This is a genomic window from Acinetobacter sp. IK40 (assembly GCF_035615075.1).
Classification (GTDB): Bacteria; Pseudomonadota; Gammaproteobacteria; order Pseudomonadales; family Moraxellaceae; genus Acinetobacter; species Acinetobacter courvalinii.
On the sequence record NZ_JANBOE010000003.1, the window covers coordinates 270,516 to 286,432 of the forward strand.

Annotated in this window: 16 protein-coding genes; 4 read left to right on the top strand and 12 right to left on the bottom strand. The window is 42.3% G+C overall.

Going from position 1 to position 15,917, the window contains the following annotated elements:
* Nucleotides 1–114: 114 nt before the first annotated feature.
* The 7 genes from ftsA to MSG93_RS07640 form a co-directional block, all read right to left on the bottom strand.
* Nucleotides 115–1,377 carry a cell division protein FtsA gene (gene ftsA / locus MSG93_RS07610; RefSeq protein ID WP_005282397.1) on the bottom strand — a complete coding sequence of 421 codons (1,263 nt, stop codon included), beginning with the start codon at nucleotides 1,375–1,377 and terminating at the stop codon, nucleotides 115–117.
* Nucleotides 1,378–1,438: 61 nt separating this feature from the next.
* Nucleotides 1,439–2,296 (bottom strand): cell division protein FtsQ/DivIB, encoded by an 858-nt coding sequence (locus MSG93_RS07615; RefSeq protein WP_005282394.1) that lies wholly within the window; start codon nucleotides 2,294–2,296, stop codon nucleotides 1,439–1,441.
* Nucleotides 2,297–2,302: 6 nt separating this feature from the next.
* The gene (locus MSG93_RS07620; RefSeq protein WP_005282391.1) at nucleotides 2,303–3,229 is read right to left on the bottom strand and encodes a D-alanine--D-alanine ligase; all 927 of its coding nucleotides are present in this window, start codon (nucleotides 3,227–3,229) and stop codon (nucleotides 2,303–2,305) included.
* A gap of 47 nt (nucleotides 3,230–3,276) precedes the next feature.
* A complete protein-coding gene (murC, locus tag MSG93_RS07625; protein WP_005227915.1) occupies nucleotides 3,277–4,722 on the bottom strand; it encodes a UDP-N-acetylmuramate--L-alanine ligase in 1,446 nt (481 codons plus the stop codon).
* A 13-nt stretch (nucleotides 4,723–4,735) separates the two neighbouring features.
* Nucleotides 4,736–5,833: an undecaprenyldiphospho-muramoylpentapeptide beta-N-acetylglucosaminyltransferase gene (murG, locus tag MSG93_RS07630; RefSeq protein WP_081401586.1), complete on the bottom strand. Its 1,098-nt coding sequence runs from the start codon at nucleotides 5,831–5,833 to the stop codon at nucleotides 4,736–4,738.
* Between the two features lie 226 nt (nucleotides 5,834–6,059).
* Complete coding sequence (gene gshB, locus MSG93_RS07635) at nucleotides 6,060–7,004, bottom strand: glutathione synthase (protein ID WP_150954183.1); 945 nt, start codon at nucleotides 7,002–7,004, stop codon at nucleotides 6,060–6,062.
* 227 nt (nucleotides 7,005–7,231) lie between these two features.
* Nucleotides 7,232–7,714: a glutathione peroxidase gene (locus MSG93_RS07640; RefSeq protein ID WP_005282385.1), complete on the bottom strand. Its 483-nt coding sequence runs from the start codon at nucleotides 7,712–7,714 to the stop codon at nucleotides 7,232–7,234.
* Between the two features lie 177 nt (nucleotides 7,715–7,891).
* Between MSG93_RS07640 and MSG93_RS07645 the strand changes: the two genes are divergently transcribed.
* A complete protein-coding gene (locus tag MSG93_RS07645; protein ID WP_005282383.1) occupies nucleotides 7,892–8,344 on the top strand; it encodes a MarR family winged helix-turn-helix transcriptional regulator in 453 nt (150 codons plus the stop codon).
* On the top strand, nucleotides 8,345–8,542 hold the full coding sequence (locus MSG93_RS07650; RefSeq protein ID WP_005282381.1) for a DUF3565 domain-containing protein: 198 nt from the start codon (nucleotides 8,345–8,347) through the stop codon (nucleotides 8,540–8,542). It begins immediately after the preceding gene.
* Between the two features lie 55 nt (nucleotides 8,543–8,597).
* Here MSG93_RS07650 and MSG93_RS07655 read toward each other — a convergent pair whose 3' ends face one another.
* From MSG93_RS07655 to MSG93_RS07670, 4 genes are all read right to left on the bottom strand, one after another.
* Nucleotides 8,598–9,050, bottom strand: a complete 453-nt coding sequence (locus MSG93_RS07655) for a hypothetical protein (protein ID WP_324621235.1) — start codon at nucleotides 9,048–9,050, stop codon at nucleotides 8,598–8,600.
* Between the two features lie 300 nt (nucleotides 9,051–9,350).
* Nucleotides 9,351–10,658 (bottom strand): PQQ-dependent sugar dehydrogenase, encoded by a 1,308-nt coding sequence (locus tag MSG93_RS07660; RefSeq protein ID WP_005282379.1) that lies wholly within the window; start codon nucleotides 10,656–10,658, stop codon nucleotides 9,351–9,353.
* A gap of 2 nt (nucleotides 10,659–10,660) precedes the next feature.
* Nucleotides 10,661–11,092, bottom strand: coding sequence for a hypothetical protein (locus MSG93_RS07665; RefSeq protein ID WP_005282377.1), 432 nt, complete (start codon nucleotides 11,090–11,092; stop codon nucleotides 10,661–10,663).
* 660 nt (nucleotides 11,093–11,752) lie between these two features.
* On the bottom strand, nucleotides 11,753–12,610 hold the full coding sequence (locus tag MSG93_RS07670) for a GNAT family N-acetyltransferase (RefSeq protein ID WP_324621237.1): 858 nt from the start codon (nucleotides 12,608–12,610) through the stop codon (nucleotides 11,753–11,755).
* Between the two features lie 322 nt (nucleotides 12,611–12,932).
* On the opposite strand from MSG93_RS07670, the gene ddlA reads away from it, so the two are divergent.
* Nucleotides 12,933–14,042, top strand: coding sequence for a D-alanine--D-alanine ligase (gene ddlA, locus MSG93_RS07675; RefSeq protein WP_324621239.1), 1,110 nt, complete (start codon nucleotides 12,933–12,935; stop codon nucleotides 14,040–14,042).
* 71 nt (nucleotides 14,043–14,113) lie between these two features.
* On the opposite strand, the gene pyrE is transcribed toward ddlA, so the two are convergent.
* Nucleotides 14,114–14,764: an orotate phosphoribosyltransferase gene (gene pyrE, locus MSG93_RS07680; protein WP_005209496.1), complete on the bottom strand. Its 651-nt coding sequence runs from the start codon at nucleotides 14,762–14,764 to the stop codon at nucleotides 14,114–14,116.
* 41 nt (nucleotides 14,765–14,805) lie between these two features.
* On the opposite strand from pyrE, the gene MSG93_RS07685 reads away from it, so the two are divergent.
* Nucleotides 14,806–15,630, top strand: coding sequence for an exodeoxyribonuclease III (locus MSG93_RS07685; protein ID WP_324621243.1), 825 nt, complete (start codon nucleotides 14,806–14,808; stop codon nucleotides 15,628–15,630).
* Nucleotides 15,631–15,917 lie beyond the last annotated feature (287 nt).

The window sequence follows — 15,917 nt, forward strand, 5'->3', positions numbered from 1 at the left end:
CCTGATTTTTAAACAACTGATGTTTAGGATGCTGTTCAATAATCACCAGATTGTCAAGTACAGTGGCAGATTTAGAACAACTTCCTAACAAATTTTCCCAAAAATAACTACAACTTAAAAAATGGCCTTTAATTTGCTATTTAATGCATTCCAACCATTGGCAACCCGATCAACAAAACTACGATCGCTGGCCTCTTCTGGTTCTTCGACCGTATCCTGCAAATCACTCTGGCTAAACATCAACAAACCTGCTGCAGTAGCATACATTGAACGACGCAATGCCGGTAAGTGCTGATCCTCCGCATATACTTGCAGTGGCGGATTGCCCAGATGCGCAGACACACCGAGCGTACGACGCGCCAAATTCACCATGCCTTCAATTTGACAGGCATCTCCGGTCAGCACCACACCATGATATAAACCATGAATCGCCCCACTATGCTCCAGTTCTTCACGAATTGAAGCAAAGATTTCTTCATAACGCGCAATAATGATTTCTGCAAGCTCAATACGACTGATGGTTTGTGTGCCATCAATGCCTTGCACCTGAATCATATGGTCTGGTTTCACCACACTCAGATCGACGCAACCATGTAAAATCTTGATGCGTTCCGCTTCTTCTGTGGTGGTTTGTAAAACCGCTGCAATATCACGGGTGACATTCTCGCCACCACGTGGCAAGGTCCGCGCTAAAGCCAATCGACCATCCAGATACACTGCAATATTGGTAATGCCTGCGCCAATGTCGACCAGACAAACCCCATATTCTTTTTCATCTTTGAGCAGACTTGCCTCGGCCGTTGCCAGACAAGACACCACCATTTTTTCTACCCCGATATTGGCCCCTTTCATGGCACGATCCAGGTTTTGCATGGTGCTGATCGGCATCATCATCAACTGATAATGGCCTGTCATGCTATGTGCAGACATATTCACCGGATTCTGCACCCATTCAGCCGAATCACCGAGCTCAAAGCCCAATGGCACAGCGCTGGCCAGATAATAATCCGGTGAGACATGACTGGCTTTGGCCAGCTCCAGCGCACGCACCACTTCATTTGTCGTAATAATATGATCGTGGTTGGCGACAGGGGTACGACCTGATGCATAAAAACTTTGTAATTCAGTACTCGGAATAGACACCCATGCGCTATGAATACGGCACTCTGCCATATCCTCTGCTTCGGATACTGCATTTTTAATCGCAGCAATGACCTTGTCCAAGCTGACAATCTTGCCTTTAACCATGCCTCGGTTGCGAGCAGTTGCCATGCCAATGACCTGGATGTTATCCGGTGCATGGACCTTACCAATCAAGACTGAGACTTTATGGGTCCCAATATCAATCGCAACAACTGAGGGAACAGCTTCACTCATTACTTCAATACCATATCTTTAGTGTTGTTTAGGACCACTGCCCTTTATTTTAAGCCACGTATTATGGCTTTGCCTGAATTGCCCCTGCAAGGCTTGTGTCATCAATCGTTACAACTAACTGACCATTCACAATCTTCGGCGGAGCTGCGTTTTTCCATTGAATGGCCAGGCCATTGCGGTAACGCAGATCAATTGCCGTGATTTTAGACCATGCAGGTTTTAGATCTGTCTGTGCCAAATGGCTTAAGCGCTGTAGCTTGTTCATGGTTTGATCCTGATCCACGATAATCCGTAAACCCGAATCAAACTGCATAAACCAGGTCATGCGCTCAGTTAAATACAGTTCTTTTAATCTTAAATTCGCTGGATGAAATAACTGGTTAATTTCATTATAGCGACGCATCATCATTTTGGATTGGCTGGCTGGCCCATGTAACAGTGGCAAATTTGGATGTGCTTGCGGAACCGCTTCACTAAACACCTCACCATTATCACTCAGCAAACGCCCTGTTCCCCAACGTGCAATCGCATGACGCGGCATCACCCGCACCCGAATTGCATTTGGCCAAGCTCGTGATACCACCACACGGTCCACCCAAGAAACCTTTAATGCCTGATCCCGAATCTGCTCTAAATCCGAAGTGAAATAATTATCTTTAATGACAGGATTCAGGTATTTAACTAATTGCTGATTTTCAACTTCAGAATTGGTTCCCACCACCTGCAATTCTGCAACTTTGGCATCGGTCATGACTTTATATAAGCCAAACAGACCTAATGCCAGTACAGCGAATGCAATAACAAGTAATGCCCAGCCCCCCGCATTCACCATCTTTTGTTTAGGCGAAGGCGGTTTCTCGTGAATCGAGCTAATGGCTGGTCGCGTTTTGCGACGCATAGATGCAGGAAGTTGAGCCATAAATAATTAAGCCGGCTGTGCTAAGGTTTGCTCTAAAATCGCAACACAAAGCTGATCGAAATTATAACCAACGGCTTGCGCTGCTTTTGGTACCAGAGAATGACTGGTCATGCCTGGAACGGTATTGACTTCCAGCAACCAGAAATGACCCTGTTCATCCTGCATCGCATCAATACGGCCCCAGCCTTCTGCACCCACGGCCTGGAAAGCACGTAAACACAATGCCTGTAGACTTTTCTCTTCTGACTCGCTGAGACCGCAAGGAATACCATATTCCACATCATTACGCTGATATTTTGCTTCATAGTCATAAAAAGCAACATCTGCGGGTGGTTGTAAACGAATCACCGGTAATGGCTGACCGTTCAGGAATGAAATCGTGAATTCACGACCTGTAATCCATTTTTCCGCCATCACCACTGCATCATGCTGGGTCGCTTTTTCGATCGCAGCGGCAAAGTCTTCGGCTTTTTCAACCTTGCTCATGCCAACGCTTGAGCCTTCATGTACTGGCTTGATAATCACAGGCAAGCCCAATTCAGCAATTACAGGTTCAAGATCGGTATCTTTGGTAATAATGCGGTAAGGCGCAGTCGGTAAATCGCTACCTTGCCAGATCTGCTTGGTTTTGACTTTGTCCATACCAATGGCAGAACCTTGCACGCCAGTCCCGGTATACGGAATATTCAACCATTCCAATACGCCTTGAATCTGGCCATCTTCACCGCCACGACCATGCAACACGATAAAAGCACGATCATAACCGACCAGTTCAGTCACACTACGATCTTGCGGATCAAATGCTTCTGCCTGCACACCCGAACGCAACAATGCGTCTAAAACGGCCTGACCGCTGTCCAATGACACCGCACGCTCAGCCGATTTCCCACCAAATAACACAGCAACTTTGCCGAATTTCGCAGCATTTGACACGTTTATATCCTTAAAACTGTAAAACTTTTAATATTCAAAACACAAAATTATTGGGCATACAAACGATGCTGGGCCAATTCTACCGAAATTGCTCCCACGTTACCCGCGCCTTGTGTTAATAACAGGTCATTAGCTTGTAACACTTTTTGTAAAACGCCTGGTAAATTCCCTTCCACTGGATCAACCAGAATCGGTTCTACTTCACCGCGCAGACGAATACTACGTGCCAAAGCACGGCTATCCGCACCCACAATCGGTTTTTCGCCTGCCGGGTAAACTTCTAATAATAATAACTGGTCGACTTGTGATAACACATCTACAAAGTCATCAAAGCAGTCACGGGTACGGCTAAAACGGTGCGGCTGGAATAACATCACCAAACGGCGGTCGGGATGGCTGGCACGCGCGGCCTTAATGGTTGCTTCAACTTCTTTGGGATGATGACCATAGTCATCTACCAATTTCACCATGCCCTCGCCCACTTCATATTCACCTTGCACTTGGAAGCGACGACCCACACCACTAAAGCCTTCTAAGGCACGACAAATCGCACCATCAGAAACGCCTTCATCAGTTGCTACACCAATCGCAGCAAGCGCATTTAGGACATTATGCAAGCCTGGCTGATTAATAGTGACACGTAAAGGCTCACGATCTTTACGCAATACGGTAAAGTGCGAACGCATGCCTTCCTGCGCCACATCAATGGCACGGATATCGTTACCTTCGTCAAAACCGTAAGTTAAGACCGGACGACCGACACGCGGTAAAATCTCACGAATATTGGCATCATCGCCACAGACCACAGCCAAGCCGTAAAATGGCAGGTTATGCAGGAACTGGATAAAGGTATCTTTTAATTTATCGAAGCTGCCTTCATAAGTGTCCATGTGATCTGCATCGATATTGGTCACAATCGCAGCCATTGGCTGTAAATACAGGAATGAAGCATCCGACTCATCTGCTTCCGCCACGATAAAGCGGCTTTCGCCCAAGGCTGCATTGACCCCGGTACTATTCAGCAAACCACCGATCACATAGGTTGGATCGAGATTTTCTTCCGCCAGCATGGTGGTCAATAAACTGGTAGTGGTGGTTTTGCCATGTGTTCCCGCAACCGCGATACCATGACGGTAACGCATTAACTCACCTAACATTTCTGCACGGCGCACAATCGGGGTACGTTGTTCAATTGCAGCTTTAATCTCTGGATTTTCAGGATCAATTGCTGTCGACACCACCAGTACATTGGCGTTTTTAATATTGTCTGCCGAGTGGCCGATAAACACCTTAATGCCGTTGGCTTCGAGTTGAGCCGTGGTTTTTGAGGCTTTGATATCCGAGCCCGAAATTTTATAACCCTGGTTGCTCAATACCTCGGCGATACCACACATCCCTGCACCCCCAATACCAACAAAGTGGATATTTTTAATACGGCGCATTTCTGGCACTTTAATCAGCTTTTTGGCTTGGTTTGGATTTGTAGGAGACATAGATAAACTCGAATTACAATTTTTTAATCAGATCAACCACATGCTGCGTCGCATCCGGTTGTGCTTGTTGACGTGCTTTAACCGCCATTTCAGAAAGGAGCTGGCGATTGAGCAAGCTGGCAAATAACTCATCTAAAACAGCAGGGGTCATTTCTGTTTGCTGGCAAATCTTTGCAGCGCCTGCATTTGCCAAAAATTTGGCATTTGCAGTCTGGTGATCATCCACCGCAATCGGTAAAGGAACAAAAACCGCTGCCAGACCTGCGGTTGCGACCTCAGTTACCGTTAAAGCACCGGCACGACAAATAATTAAATCAGCTTCACTATAGGCTTTGGCCATATCATGAATAAACGGCTCAACCTGAACCGTTAAATGCTCAGCTGCACCTTGATAGAGGGCACGCGTTGCATCCTGCTTATTTTGACCACATTGATGAAATACATTCAGCGGTACACTGACCTTCTTTAATGCTTCTGGCAAACGCTCATTTAACGCTTGCGCCCCCAATGAACCGCCCACAATTAAAATATTCAGTGGCAATTGTTGCTGTTCACGGGTTTGGTAACGCCATGACGGATTCAAAATCGCAGTGATTTCGGCACGCACAGGATTGCCTGTGGTCACCACTTTATCACTACTTGGGAATGTCTCTGGAAAAGCCTGACATACGGTTGTGGCGATACGTGCCAGTTGGGTATTGGTAAAGCCTGCAATCGCATTCTGTTCATGGATCAACACAGGAATACCCAGCAACCGTGCGGCCAAGCCACCTGGCCCGGCGACATAACCGCCAAAACCAGCGACAGCATCAATTTTCAGCTGCTTCATGTAGCGCATGGCGCTTAAGGTTGCTTTTAAAATTTTAAATGGTGCACTGAGTTTACGGATCAGGCCATTACCGCGTACACCTTGAATATCGATCTGATAAATTGGAATATTTTGATCTTTAAGTAACCGGTTTTCCATTCCTGTCGGGGTCGCCAACCAAGAGACCTGACAGCCCTCTTGTTGCAGTTGTTTGGCAACAGCAAGCGCAGGAAAAACATGTCCACCTGTACCAGCGGCCATCATCATGACATGTTTGGGTTTGTTCTGGGGTGAATTGGTCACGGTTTAATTCTTCAACTCAAAAAAAGGTTATCGTCTATTGTTTTCGAGCGTTATTTTAATCCTAAAGCTTCATTCACGAAAAGCGAATTTCACTTGTTTACAACAGAAAGCTGAGCTTTTTTCGATTGTTTGTTAAAAACTAGAGACCGCCGATATCTAAAAGCCCATTTGCATCCAAAATTCGAGGCAATACAAACGGGCAGTTTGGTCAAAAAATAAGAATTATTTAGTTTTTAGATCCTGCTTCCAGCACGGCAAATAAATCATCCGCAATCGATGTCCCAAATTGTGCATCAATCTCACGGATACAGGTTGGACTGGTCACATTAATTTCAGTTACGTAATTACCAATCACATCCAGACCAACGAAAACCAAGCCTTTTTCACGCAGGAACGGACCAACTTTTGCCGCAATCAATTTATCATTTTCAGTCAGTGGACGCGCCTGACCTAAGCCACCTGCTGCCAGATTACCGCGCACTTCGCCATTTTGCGGAATACGAGCCAGACAATAGGGAACCGGTTCGCCATTGACCATCAAGATACGCTTATCCCCTTCTACAATCTCAGGAATATAACGCTGTGCCATGATCGGACGTGTACCCATTTCCGTGAGCATTTCCAGCGTTGAACCGATATTCACCCCGTCTTGATACAAACGGAAAATCCCCATACCGCCCATACCATCCAGCGGTTTCACAATCACATCACCGTGTTCTTTGATAAATTCACGAATCAGGCTTTGTTGAGACGTCACTAAGGTCGGGACTTGCAGTTCCGGGAATTGGGTGGCAAATAGCTTTTCATTACAGTCACGTAGTGATTGCGGTTTATTGATAATCCACGCACCTTCACGTTCTGCCTGTTCCAGAATATAGGTGGTATAGACAAAGTTCATGTCAAACGGCGGATCTTTACGCATCAATATCACATCGTAATCGGCCAGCGACTCTTTGCGCTGCTCACCCAACTCGTAATAATGATTGTAATCTTCAAATACTTTTAAAGGAGAAATCAGACCAAACGCTTTACCCTGATCGATATATAAATCGTGCTGTAATGCATAACCCAGTTCATGTCCACGACGGCTGGCCGCCCATAACATCGCCATGGTGGAATCTTTTTTAAGATTCACGGTTTCAATCGGGTCCATCACTACCAGTACACGCATAATCTGACGCTCGTATTTTTAATCTTGGCAAAAAGTATAACCAAGTTTGCGGTCAATCGTGAAACAAGTTGTATAAATCTTAAAGATTAAAAAATCTATTTTGTTCAATTAATTACAACATATTAAAAATATTCAGCTTTATCATTTAATTTGTTGAGGAGAAGGAAACCACCAGTTGACTCAACTTATAAACCAGTCATTTCCACTCTCCTTATTTTAAAATTGCTTTAGCCCAGAAGTCGTTGAATATCTTTGGCAATTTTTTCAGGTTTGGTAATCGGCGAATAGCGTTTGACCACCTCACCATTTTGATTAATTAGGAATTTGGTGAAATTCCATTTAATACTTTCACTGCCCAAAATTCCCTTGGCTTCAGAAGTTAAGTATTGATACAGAGGATGTGCGGTTGGACCATTCACATCAATCTTGGCAAACATTGGAAATGACACACCATAATTACGCTGACAGAAGCTGCCGATTTCTTCATTGCTGGATGGATCTTGATTGGCAAATTGGTTACATGGAAAACCGAGAATCACCAACCCTTGTTGTTGATAGTTCTGATATAGCTTTTCCAAGCCCTCAAATTGTGGCGTTAGACCACACTGGCTCGCCGTATTCACCACCAATAACACTTTGCCTTGGTAATCCGCGAGGTTCTTTTGTTCACCTTCTAACAGTTCAGCCTGAAAATCATAAATCTTGCTCATACACATACTCTCATCAATCAAATTGCAGACTTACCCAAAATACGTTGCTTAATCATTCAGCTTGGCTACTTAATATTGCACACAATTATATTGTGCACAAGTTAATTATACACAATGTACTTTTTAAACGATCCAATTTATACTGAATGTTCAACAACCAAGTCGAGGAAAAACATCATGGCTGAAGTTTCATTTTTGGATAATCAGGTATGTTTTGCCATGTATTCCGCGACCAATGCCATGATTCGCCAGTATCGCCCTTTGCTTCAGGAATATGATCTGACCTATCCGCAATTTATTGTATTGCTGGCTTTGTATGAGCAGGACAATGTGATGCTGTCAGAGATTGGACAAAAGACCTTTTTTGATTCGGGAACGCTAACGCCAATTATTAAAAAACTTGAAGAAAAGCAGTTTTTAAAACGTGTGGCAGTTAAAGAAGATGAGCGGATGAAAAAAGTGGTGTTGCTAGAAAAAGCACTGGTTTCAAAAGATGAGATTATCGGTATTCCGTTTAAACTCGCCTGCGCTTTAGGCATGGAGCAGAATGATCTGCTGGCGATTCATAACTTATGCCATCGTTTTTTAAAAGGTTTGGAACAATCTAAACTTGAGAGTCTGGACAATTAAATGCAACAAGCGATTGTGAGCTTTCATCTCGATGAGCAAGGACATTGGGTTGCAGACCTTGCCTGTGGGCATGGGCAACATGTGCGTCATGATCCACCGTGGCAAAATCGCCCTTGGGTGTTGACCGAGCAAGGACGCAAAGAGAAATTAGGAATGATGCTGGAATGTAAGAAGTGTGAGGAGAAAAAGTCTCAATAAGACGTTTTGTACTCAATACTAGCGGAACCTATCTCAATGAGATAATAATGAAATATTACTCCAACAAACCTAACTTTTTATAAATATCCTTGCGTTGGGCAGCATTATTTTGATCACGACCATCTTTTGCATAATTTTTTTCTATAAACACTGCCGCTTGTTTTTCTGACATTGGCTTTTTCATGCTCGAAGCTGCCAATAATATACTATAAAGATTAAAATGATCCTCAGAATATACACAAGAACTATTTACTGTATTGATGATAGTGTTTTGATCCACATCCGGATACATCATTTTAAGTTTCTCAACCGTTTCTTGGATACAGTATTGGTAAAGCATCTGTATCTGATTTGCACCTTGTGTAATTTCAGCCTGTGTTAATATTTTATCGCTAAGTTCAGCTTTCAGAATTGGAGCAATTTGATTATTTTCTGGGAGTGCTGACCACACTAATTGGACAATACTCAGGCCTAAAAAAATGATAAGTAATAATTTAGTTTTTATCATAATGAATAATCAGCCTAAAAAGTAAAGTAATTATATAAGAAAAACACTCAAGCCAGTAGTAATCAAACCAATCTTAGATATAAAGGATTAATAATACAAAAATTCTTTTCTTGGCTCTATATATTATACTCTTGACCTCAAGCCAAATTAAGCTTTTATAATAGCCTCTTATTCTCAGAAATATGGATAGATTAATGAGTTATTCGAACGAGATTTTGATGCCAGTAATGCTAAATACAAATATCTAAAGACTTAGGCCAATCCAGATTGACCTAAGTTTTAAAACAGACAGCAAACCTATCAAGGTGAATAAACTCGCCATACTGTATTGCCAACATCATCCGCAATCAACAAAGCACCGCTTTTATCCTCAGTGAGACCCACAGGCGCACCATATAAAGTTTTTTCATCTTTTGAATAGAAACCTTGAACCACATTAACAGGCTTGCCATTCGGCTTACCCTCTTTAAATGGAATAAAGACCACGTTATAACCATTGAGCGGATCTCTATTCCAACTGCCATGATTACTCACAAATGCGCCATTTTTAAACTGATCAGACAGCTGGGTTGTAGCCGAAGCAAACCATAAACCTAAGGGTGCAACATGAGAACTCAAGGCATAATCAGGTTTAATCGCTTTAGCAACCAGATCTGGACGTTGTGGTCGTACCCGCTCATCCACATGCTGACCAAAATAACTATACGGCCAGCCATAAAATCCTTTTTCCTGTACTGACGTTAAATAATCAGGCACTAGACTGGCACCAATTTCGTCACGTTCATTCACAATCGTCCATAATTTTCCAGTTTCAGGTTCCCATTGCAGTCCGGTTGGATTGCGGATCCCACTGGCAAAAATTCGGCTTGCCCCTGTGGCGACATCAACTTCTAAAACAGTTGCACGGCGATATTCAATCGCTAATCCATTTTCGGTGATATTACTGTTTGAGCCCACACCGACATATAGCTTCTGTCCATCTTTACTGGCCAATAATGCTTTGGTCCAGTGATGATTAACCGTATCCGGCAAATCAGACAGCTCCTCACCCTGATCAGTAATTTGGGTTGCATTCTCGTCATAGTGATATTTCATAATATTATTGGTATTTGCCACATATAGACTATTACCAATCAATTGCACCCCAAATGGAGAATGCAGATGTTCCAGAAACTTATATTTCTTCCACTGGCCATCGGCTTCCAGACGAAGCAAGGTGATTCGATTTCCCCCTTTACCACCTTTGCCTGAAGATTTTTTAACAAAATTAGCAATCACCTGTTTTGGTGCGGTCAGTGGCGCCTCTCCAGGATTGTTCGATTCAACCACCAGAATATCGCCATTCGGCAGGGTATATAACTGACGTGGATGCTCAAGCTGATCAGCAATCTTTTCAATCTTTAAACCTGCTGCAACCACAGGCGTCTGATTGGCTTTCCAGCCTACCCCATTTGGTACTTTTATTGGAGGAACCAGAAAGTTCTTTGCTTCAGGTAATTCCGGATCAGGGCCATATTGTGTTTGCGGGTCAAGGGGTTTTCCACCAGAACAGCCGTATAAACCCATACCCAGCAAAGCTGAAAAGAATAATGTATTTGATCGTTTCACGTTTATTCTCCAATCAGTCTGTTGTGGATATGGGTGGATTGATATAAATAATGCAGTGCAATCAGGACAATAGTCAGGGTCGACAAAATAAGGTTTTCCGGCGCGATGGCAAAGGCATCACGACTATGCACAAAGGCATTGAAGGTCGCTGCAATAATGGCAAAACCATAGAGCCAAAAGCCGACAATATCAGCTTTTCTTTGCTCAACAACGGGCCTAAACCAGACATAAAACAAATTGATCAAGCGTGGAATAATACAGATCAGCAATCCGAATGTAATACACCATGCGGCAGCCTTCGCCCATAATACTTCGGCACTCTGATTATAAAAAATATCAAAAATCCAACCTGCAGCAAAAAAGCCAAAGGGAAGCGGGTTCAACAGCATATAGATGGCATACAGAACACCAGATCTTGGATTGTTTTTTTTCATTCAAACCTCTTACTTTTGATTAGTTATGGATGGTCAATACAACGTAAAAAAATCTCATTATTTATTAAAAACTCAGATAGTATAATTTTCACCCACTATAAAGGGCCTATTCAGGGACTGTCAAAAATGCCATCAAACTTGTTCTTTTTATTTTTTGATTGAAATAATAAAGTGACGATACGTTTACAATAGAAATATACATTTTTTAATTTTTTATTTAACAATAAGGGTCAGAAAAAAATAAAATATTTCATTTTTTTATATTTGCGTAACGTTGTTTTTATTTAGAGTTACAGTTTAGGTTTTTTTATAGCTATAAAATTATCGAGTAATAAATTGTAAAAACAACTCATAATGTTAAATAAAAATGATGATCCTGTAATGTTGTGACCTCTTTTTCTCATTAGCCTTTTAAAGACATTTCTGCTGCTGACATCAACCAAATGATTTATGTTAAAACCATTCTGATCCGTTCAAAGTTTTGAGCCATGGAAAAAAATAGTGGCAAAGAAATGCTTGTCTCTGCTATTAAGCGTGGCTCATCATAGATTGCAGGCACTGTGAAAATCCCGGGTGAGCACTTGATTGCCCTCAGTGTATTAAATCAAGGTTTTCTTATATTAAAGATCTTTAGGCAAGGTTAGACCAAATATTTAGTTTTTATGAATATGCTAAATAACCGACATAAGATGAACCAATTTTTTCAAAATCCATGTGTTCATAAAGCTGTATCGCAGGGTCATTATCTTTATCGACAATCAGGTATGCGATACGCCCACTTTTAATAATTTGATTAACTGCGAACTCGAGTACACGGGTGGCATAGCCTTGTCGACGATATTCAAGAAAAGTATAGGTTCCGCCTATACTGACTAAACGGCTACTTTCAATCCCAAATCGGACGATAGCGACAATTTGACTATCGACTTCATGAACAGCAAGCTTAGCTTGCTGAACCAGTGTCTCCCAATCCGATCTTTCATCCACCGAGCGTTCTTGATTGTATAGATGCTGATATTCCATAAGACGAGGAATGTCGGCTGCAATTGCTAGACGCCCATTTGCCTGTGGGAAACGGCGTGTACAAACCATAATCCACTGATCATACTCTCGTAATATACTCGCTTGATGCCCATGCCCATGCCCATGCCCTAACCTAGAATGTAATAGATCTCGTCCAAACAACGTGGTAACAATACGACGGGGTTGAAATTTCAGGATCTCTGAACAAAGTAATGCAGCGGAGGAGCTCTGCTCCTGAGGCAACCAAAAGCAAGTACCGCCTGGCAAAACCACGGCGACCCCCAAAAGGGCATCTATCTCACTTAAATCATATAATCGTAACAGTTGCCACGGTGCATCAATTGTTTGTGTCTGATCCAAAAAAGCAGTAATCCCCAAAGAATCATGAAAATGCGAATCAAGCCACTCAGAAATGAGCTGGGATTCATTTTGAGAAGTGAAATATCCTTTTATAAGCTTCACACCAGGATTTATCTGCTCACTCTTGTTTTTCACAGATATTTTCTCTCACTGTGGTTAGGATTAATGAGCAACAGGACAAAATATCTTTGAATTCAGGCCAGGCTGTTTCTTTAGAATAAACTAAATATTTCTAATTCTTTATCAAAATATTATTGAACTTTAATGGCTATATAAATAAAGAAAAACAGAGTCATAGCAAACAGTAACCCATTTATTCTACAACCGCCCTTCCCTTTATCTTCAAATAAATTTCGCTACATGTCACAAATATTCATCATAATGTTACATCGTTAAGCGGTAAATTAAGCTCTAGTTTCAAGTCAAAAACTGTACAAATACTCAAGGAAATATTGATATGCAGAAAAAGAATATTGGGATTATATTTGGAGGAAGATCAACCGAACATGAAGTATCTCTACAATCTGCAAGAAATATCGTGGATGCGATAGATAAAGAAAAATTTGATGTGACCTTGATCGGTATCGATAAAAATGGAATATGGCATCTCAATGAAAGTACTCATTTTCTATTAAACTCAGATAATCCCTCACTGATTTCACTACATCAATCAGGACGAAATATCGCATTTATTCCAGGAAAAAATGAGCAGCAGATTATAGAGTTTCAAAACAAGACCCTATCTCAACTGGATGTCATTTTTCCTATCGTTCATGGAACACTGGGAGAAGATGGTTCTTTGCAAGGCTTACTAAGAATGGTGAATTTACCGTTCGTTGGCTCTCAAGTACTCAGTTCCGCGATGTGTATGGATAAAGATATAACAAAAAGATTATTAAGAGATGCAGGTTTAAATATCGCACCATTTATCAAATTAACGAAAAAAGAGAGAAATACAATTAATTTTGACACGGCAAGCGCTCAGCTTGGCTACCCCTTATTTGTAAAACCGGCCAATCAGGGATCTTCTGTGGGTGTCAGTAAAGTCACTTCCCGAGATGAATTTGAGGCGGCCTTAGATACGGCATTCAATTACGACAATAAAATATTGATTGAACAAGGGATTGATGGCAGGGAAATAGAATGTGCCGTTATCGGTAATGACGAACCTTTAGCAAGCGTTTGTGGAGAAATTGAGTTGGAAGATAGCTTCTATTCTTACGACACAAAATATATTAATGACAAAGGGGCAACAGTAACCATCCCCGCAAACATAGCAGATGCAATTAGCGAAAAAATTAGAGAGATATCAATTAAAGCTTATGAAGTTTTAGAGTGTACAGGACTGGCAAGGGTTGATGTTTTTTTAACAAAAAATGGAGAGATATTTATCAATGAAATAAATACTTTACCTGGCTTTACCAATATCAGTATGTTTCCAAAGCTATGGGAAGCGAGCGGACTAAATTATTCTGAGCTGATTACCCGTTTAATAGAATTAGCGATTGAACATTATGAAAATAGCGCACAACTACAAAACACTGTTTCTTTAACCCAAATAGATTAATTGTATTTTCCCACCTCACACCCAATCATAAAAAAGGAAGCCTTCGCTTCCTTTTCTTTTACAGCTAAAACTTAGATGCCATATTTTTCACGATAAGCCTGCATATTGGCCAAAGCGTCTTTTTCGCCTTTGGCATCCAGATAATCCATCAAGTCCTTCATCGTAATTAAGGCATGCACCGGGATTTCGAGTTCTTTTTGTACTTCCTGAATCGCAGAAAGCTCACCTTGACCACGTTCCTGACGATCGAGTGCAACCAATACACCAGCAATTTCAGCACCGGCATTTTTCAAAATGGTCACGACTTCACGAATCGCAGTACCGGCCGTAATCACATCATCAATGATCCAGACTTTTTGACCCGCAACTGAGGCACCCACTAACACGCCACCTTCACCATGATCTTTGGCTTCTTTACGGTTAAAGCCCCACGGTACACTTTTGCCATGAACCTGTGATAAAGCCACCGCGGTTGCTGCCACAAAAGGAATTCCCTTATAGGCTGGACCAAAAATCACACCGACATTGTCACACTGCACCAGTTTGTCGGCATAGCCTTGCGCTAACAAAGACAGTGCTTCACCATCATTGAGCAAACCTGCGTTAAAGAAATAAGGGCTGACACGGCCTGATTTTAAGGTAAACTCACCAAATTTAAGCACTCCACGTGATAATGCGAGTTCGATAAAAGCTTGCGGATGAAATGACACAGGCGTTGTCATATAAGGTGCTCCAAATTCTTCAATTGAGGTTAAACAGACGTATGATACCAAAGGATAGCTATCCAAGTGATGTAAAAATTCTTCGAGTCGTTTCAATTAACGTAAATGGCTTGCGTGCTTCTGTCACCAAAGGCCTGCTCGAATGGTTGGAACAGTCTGGTGCAGATGTGGTGTGTATGCAGGAAAGCCGCATTACCCATGAGCAATGGACCGATAAATTTAAACCTGAAGGATGGTACACCCACTTATTCCCTGCTGAACGCGCAGGTTATGCAGGCACAGCCATTTATAGTCGCCTGCCTTTCGTCTCGGTAACCAACGGCTTGGGTTTTGAACTGGCCGATACCCAAGGCCGTTTTATTACGGCTGAATTTGATTTAGGACTGTCACAAACCGTTCATATTGCCTCGTTATACTTGCCATCAGGATCAAGCGGTGATGAAGCACAGGCACGCAAAGACGTGTTCTTAAAAGAGTACGCGCAAGTACTCAAACAATGGCGCGACGAAAATAAATCCATCATCGTGTGTGGGGACTACAATATCGTGCATAAACGCATCGATATTAAAAACTGGTCAGGGAACCAGAAGTCATCTGGCGTATTGCCGCATGAACGTGCCTGGCTCGATCATATCTATGACGAGCTGGGTTATGTGGACACCTTCCGTGAGGTACGACCTGAAGCAGAGTTGTACTCATGGTGGTCAAATCGCGGTCAGGCGCGTGCGAAAAATGTCGGGTGGCGGATTGACTATCATGCCTGCTCTCCAGACTGGAAAGCACGTACTGCGAATGCATGGGTCTATAAAGAACAATGGTTTAGCGACCATGCACCGGTGATTATCGACTATAAAATACACGAATAAGTGAACACGTGTTCACTTAAACCGCTTCTTTAGCTTACAGAACTTGTCGCTTTTGTGTATTTTTATTTACCAGCTAGAACGGCATTATAGCTTCACGGCACAGGGAAGCGGTCAGGATGACCAGAAAGGGATAGGACGCCGTAGGAAGATAAAATAAACTTGATTCAAGTTTATTTGCATGGATGAGACATTGGACGTTGAAATGAGACCCGCATAATCAGGAAGATTAAATGCGGGTTTTCTCTTTTTTGATATTAGATATTTTCTGTTTATTGTGTCATTCGCCA

Bases quoted from the DNA above. Each gene is read 5' to 3' on its own strand.
- ftsA (WP_005282397.1), bottom strand. From the start codon at position 1,377: ATGAGTGAAGCTGTTCCCTCAGTTGTTGCGATTGATATTGGGACCCAT.
- MSG93_RS07615 (WP_005282394.1), bottom strand. From the start codon at position 2,296: ATGGCTCAACTTCCTGCATCTATGCGTCGCAAAACGCGACCAGCCATT.
- murC (WP_005227915.1), bottom strand. From the start codon at position 4,722: ATGTCTCCTACAAATCCAAACCAAGCCAAAAAGCTGATTAAAGTGCCA.
- gshB (WP_150954183.1), bottom strand. From the start codon at position 7,004: ATGCGTGTACTGGTAGTGATGGACCCGATTGAAACCGTGAATCTTAAA.
- MSG93_RS07640 (WP_005282385.1), bottom strand. From the start codon at position 7,714: ATGAGCAAGATTTATGATTTTCAGGCTGAACTGTTAGAAGGTGAACAA.
- MSG93_RS07645 (WP_005282383.1), top strand. From the start codon at position 7,892: ATGGCTGAAGTTTCATTTTTGGATAATCAGGTATGTTTTGCCATGTAT.
- MSG93_RS07650 (WP_005282381.1), top strand. From the start codon at position 8,345: ATGCAACAAGCGATTGTGAGCTTTCATCTCGATGAGCAAGGACATTGG.
- MSG93_RS07655 (WP_324621235.1), bottom strand. From the start codon at position 9,050: ATGATAAAAACTAAATTATTACTTATCATTTTTTTAGGCCTGAGTATT.
- MSG93_RS07665 (WP_005282377.1), bottom strand. From the start codon at position 11,092: ATGAAAAAAAACAATCCAAGATCTGGTGTTCTGTATGCCATCTATATG.
- ddlA (WP_324621239.1), top strand. From the start codon at position 12,933: ATGCAGAAAAAGAATATTGGGATTATATTTGGAGGAAGATCAACCGAA.
- pyrE (WP_005209496.1), bottom strand. From the start codon at position 14,764: ATGACAACGCCTGTGTCATTTCATCCGCAAGCTTTTATCGAACTCGCA.
- MSG93_RS07685 (WP_324621243.1), top strand. From the start codon at position 14,806: ATGATACCAAAGGATAGCTATCCAAGTGATGTAAAAATTCTTCGAGTC.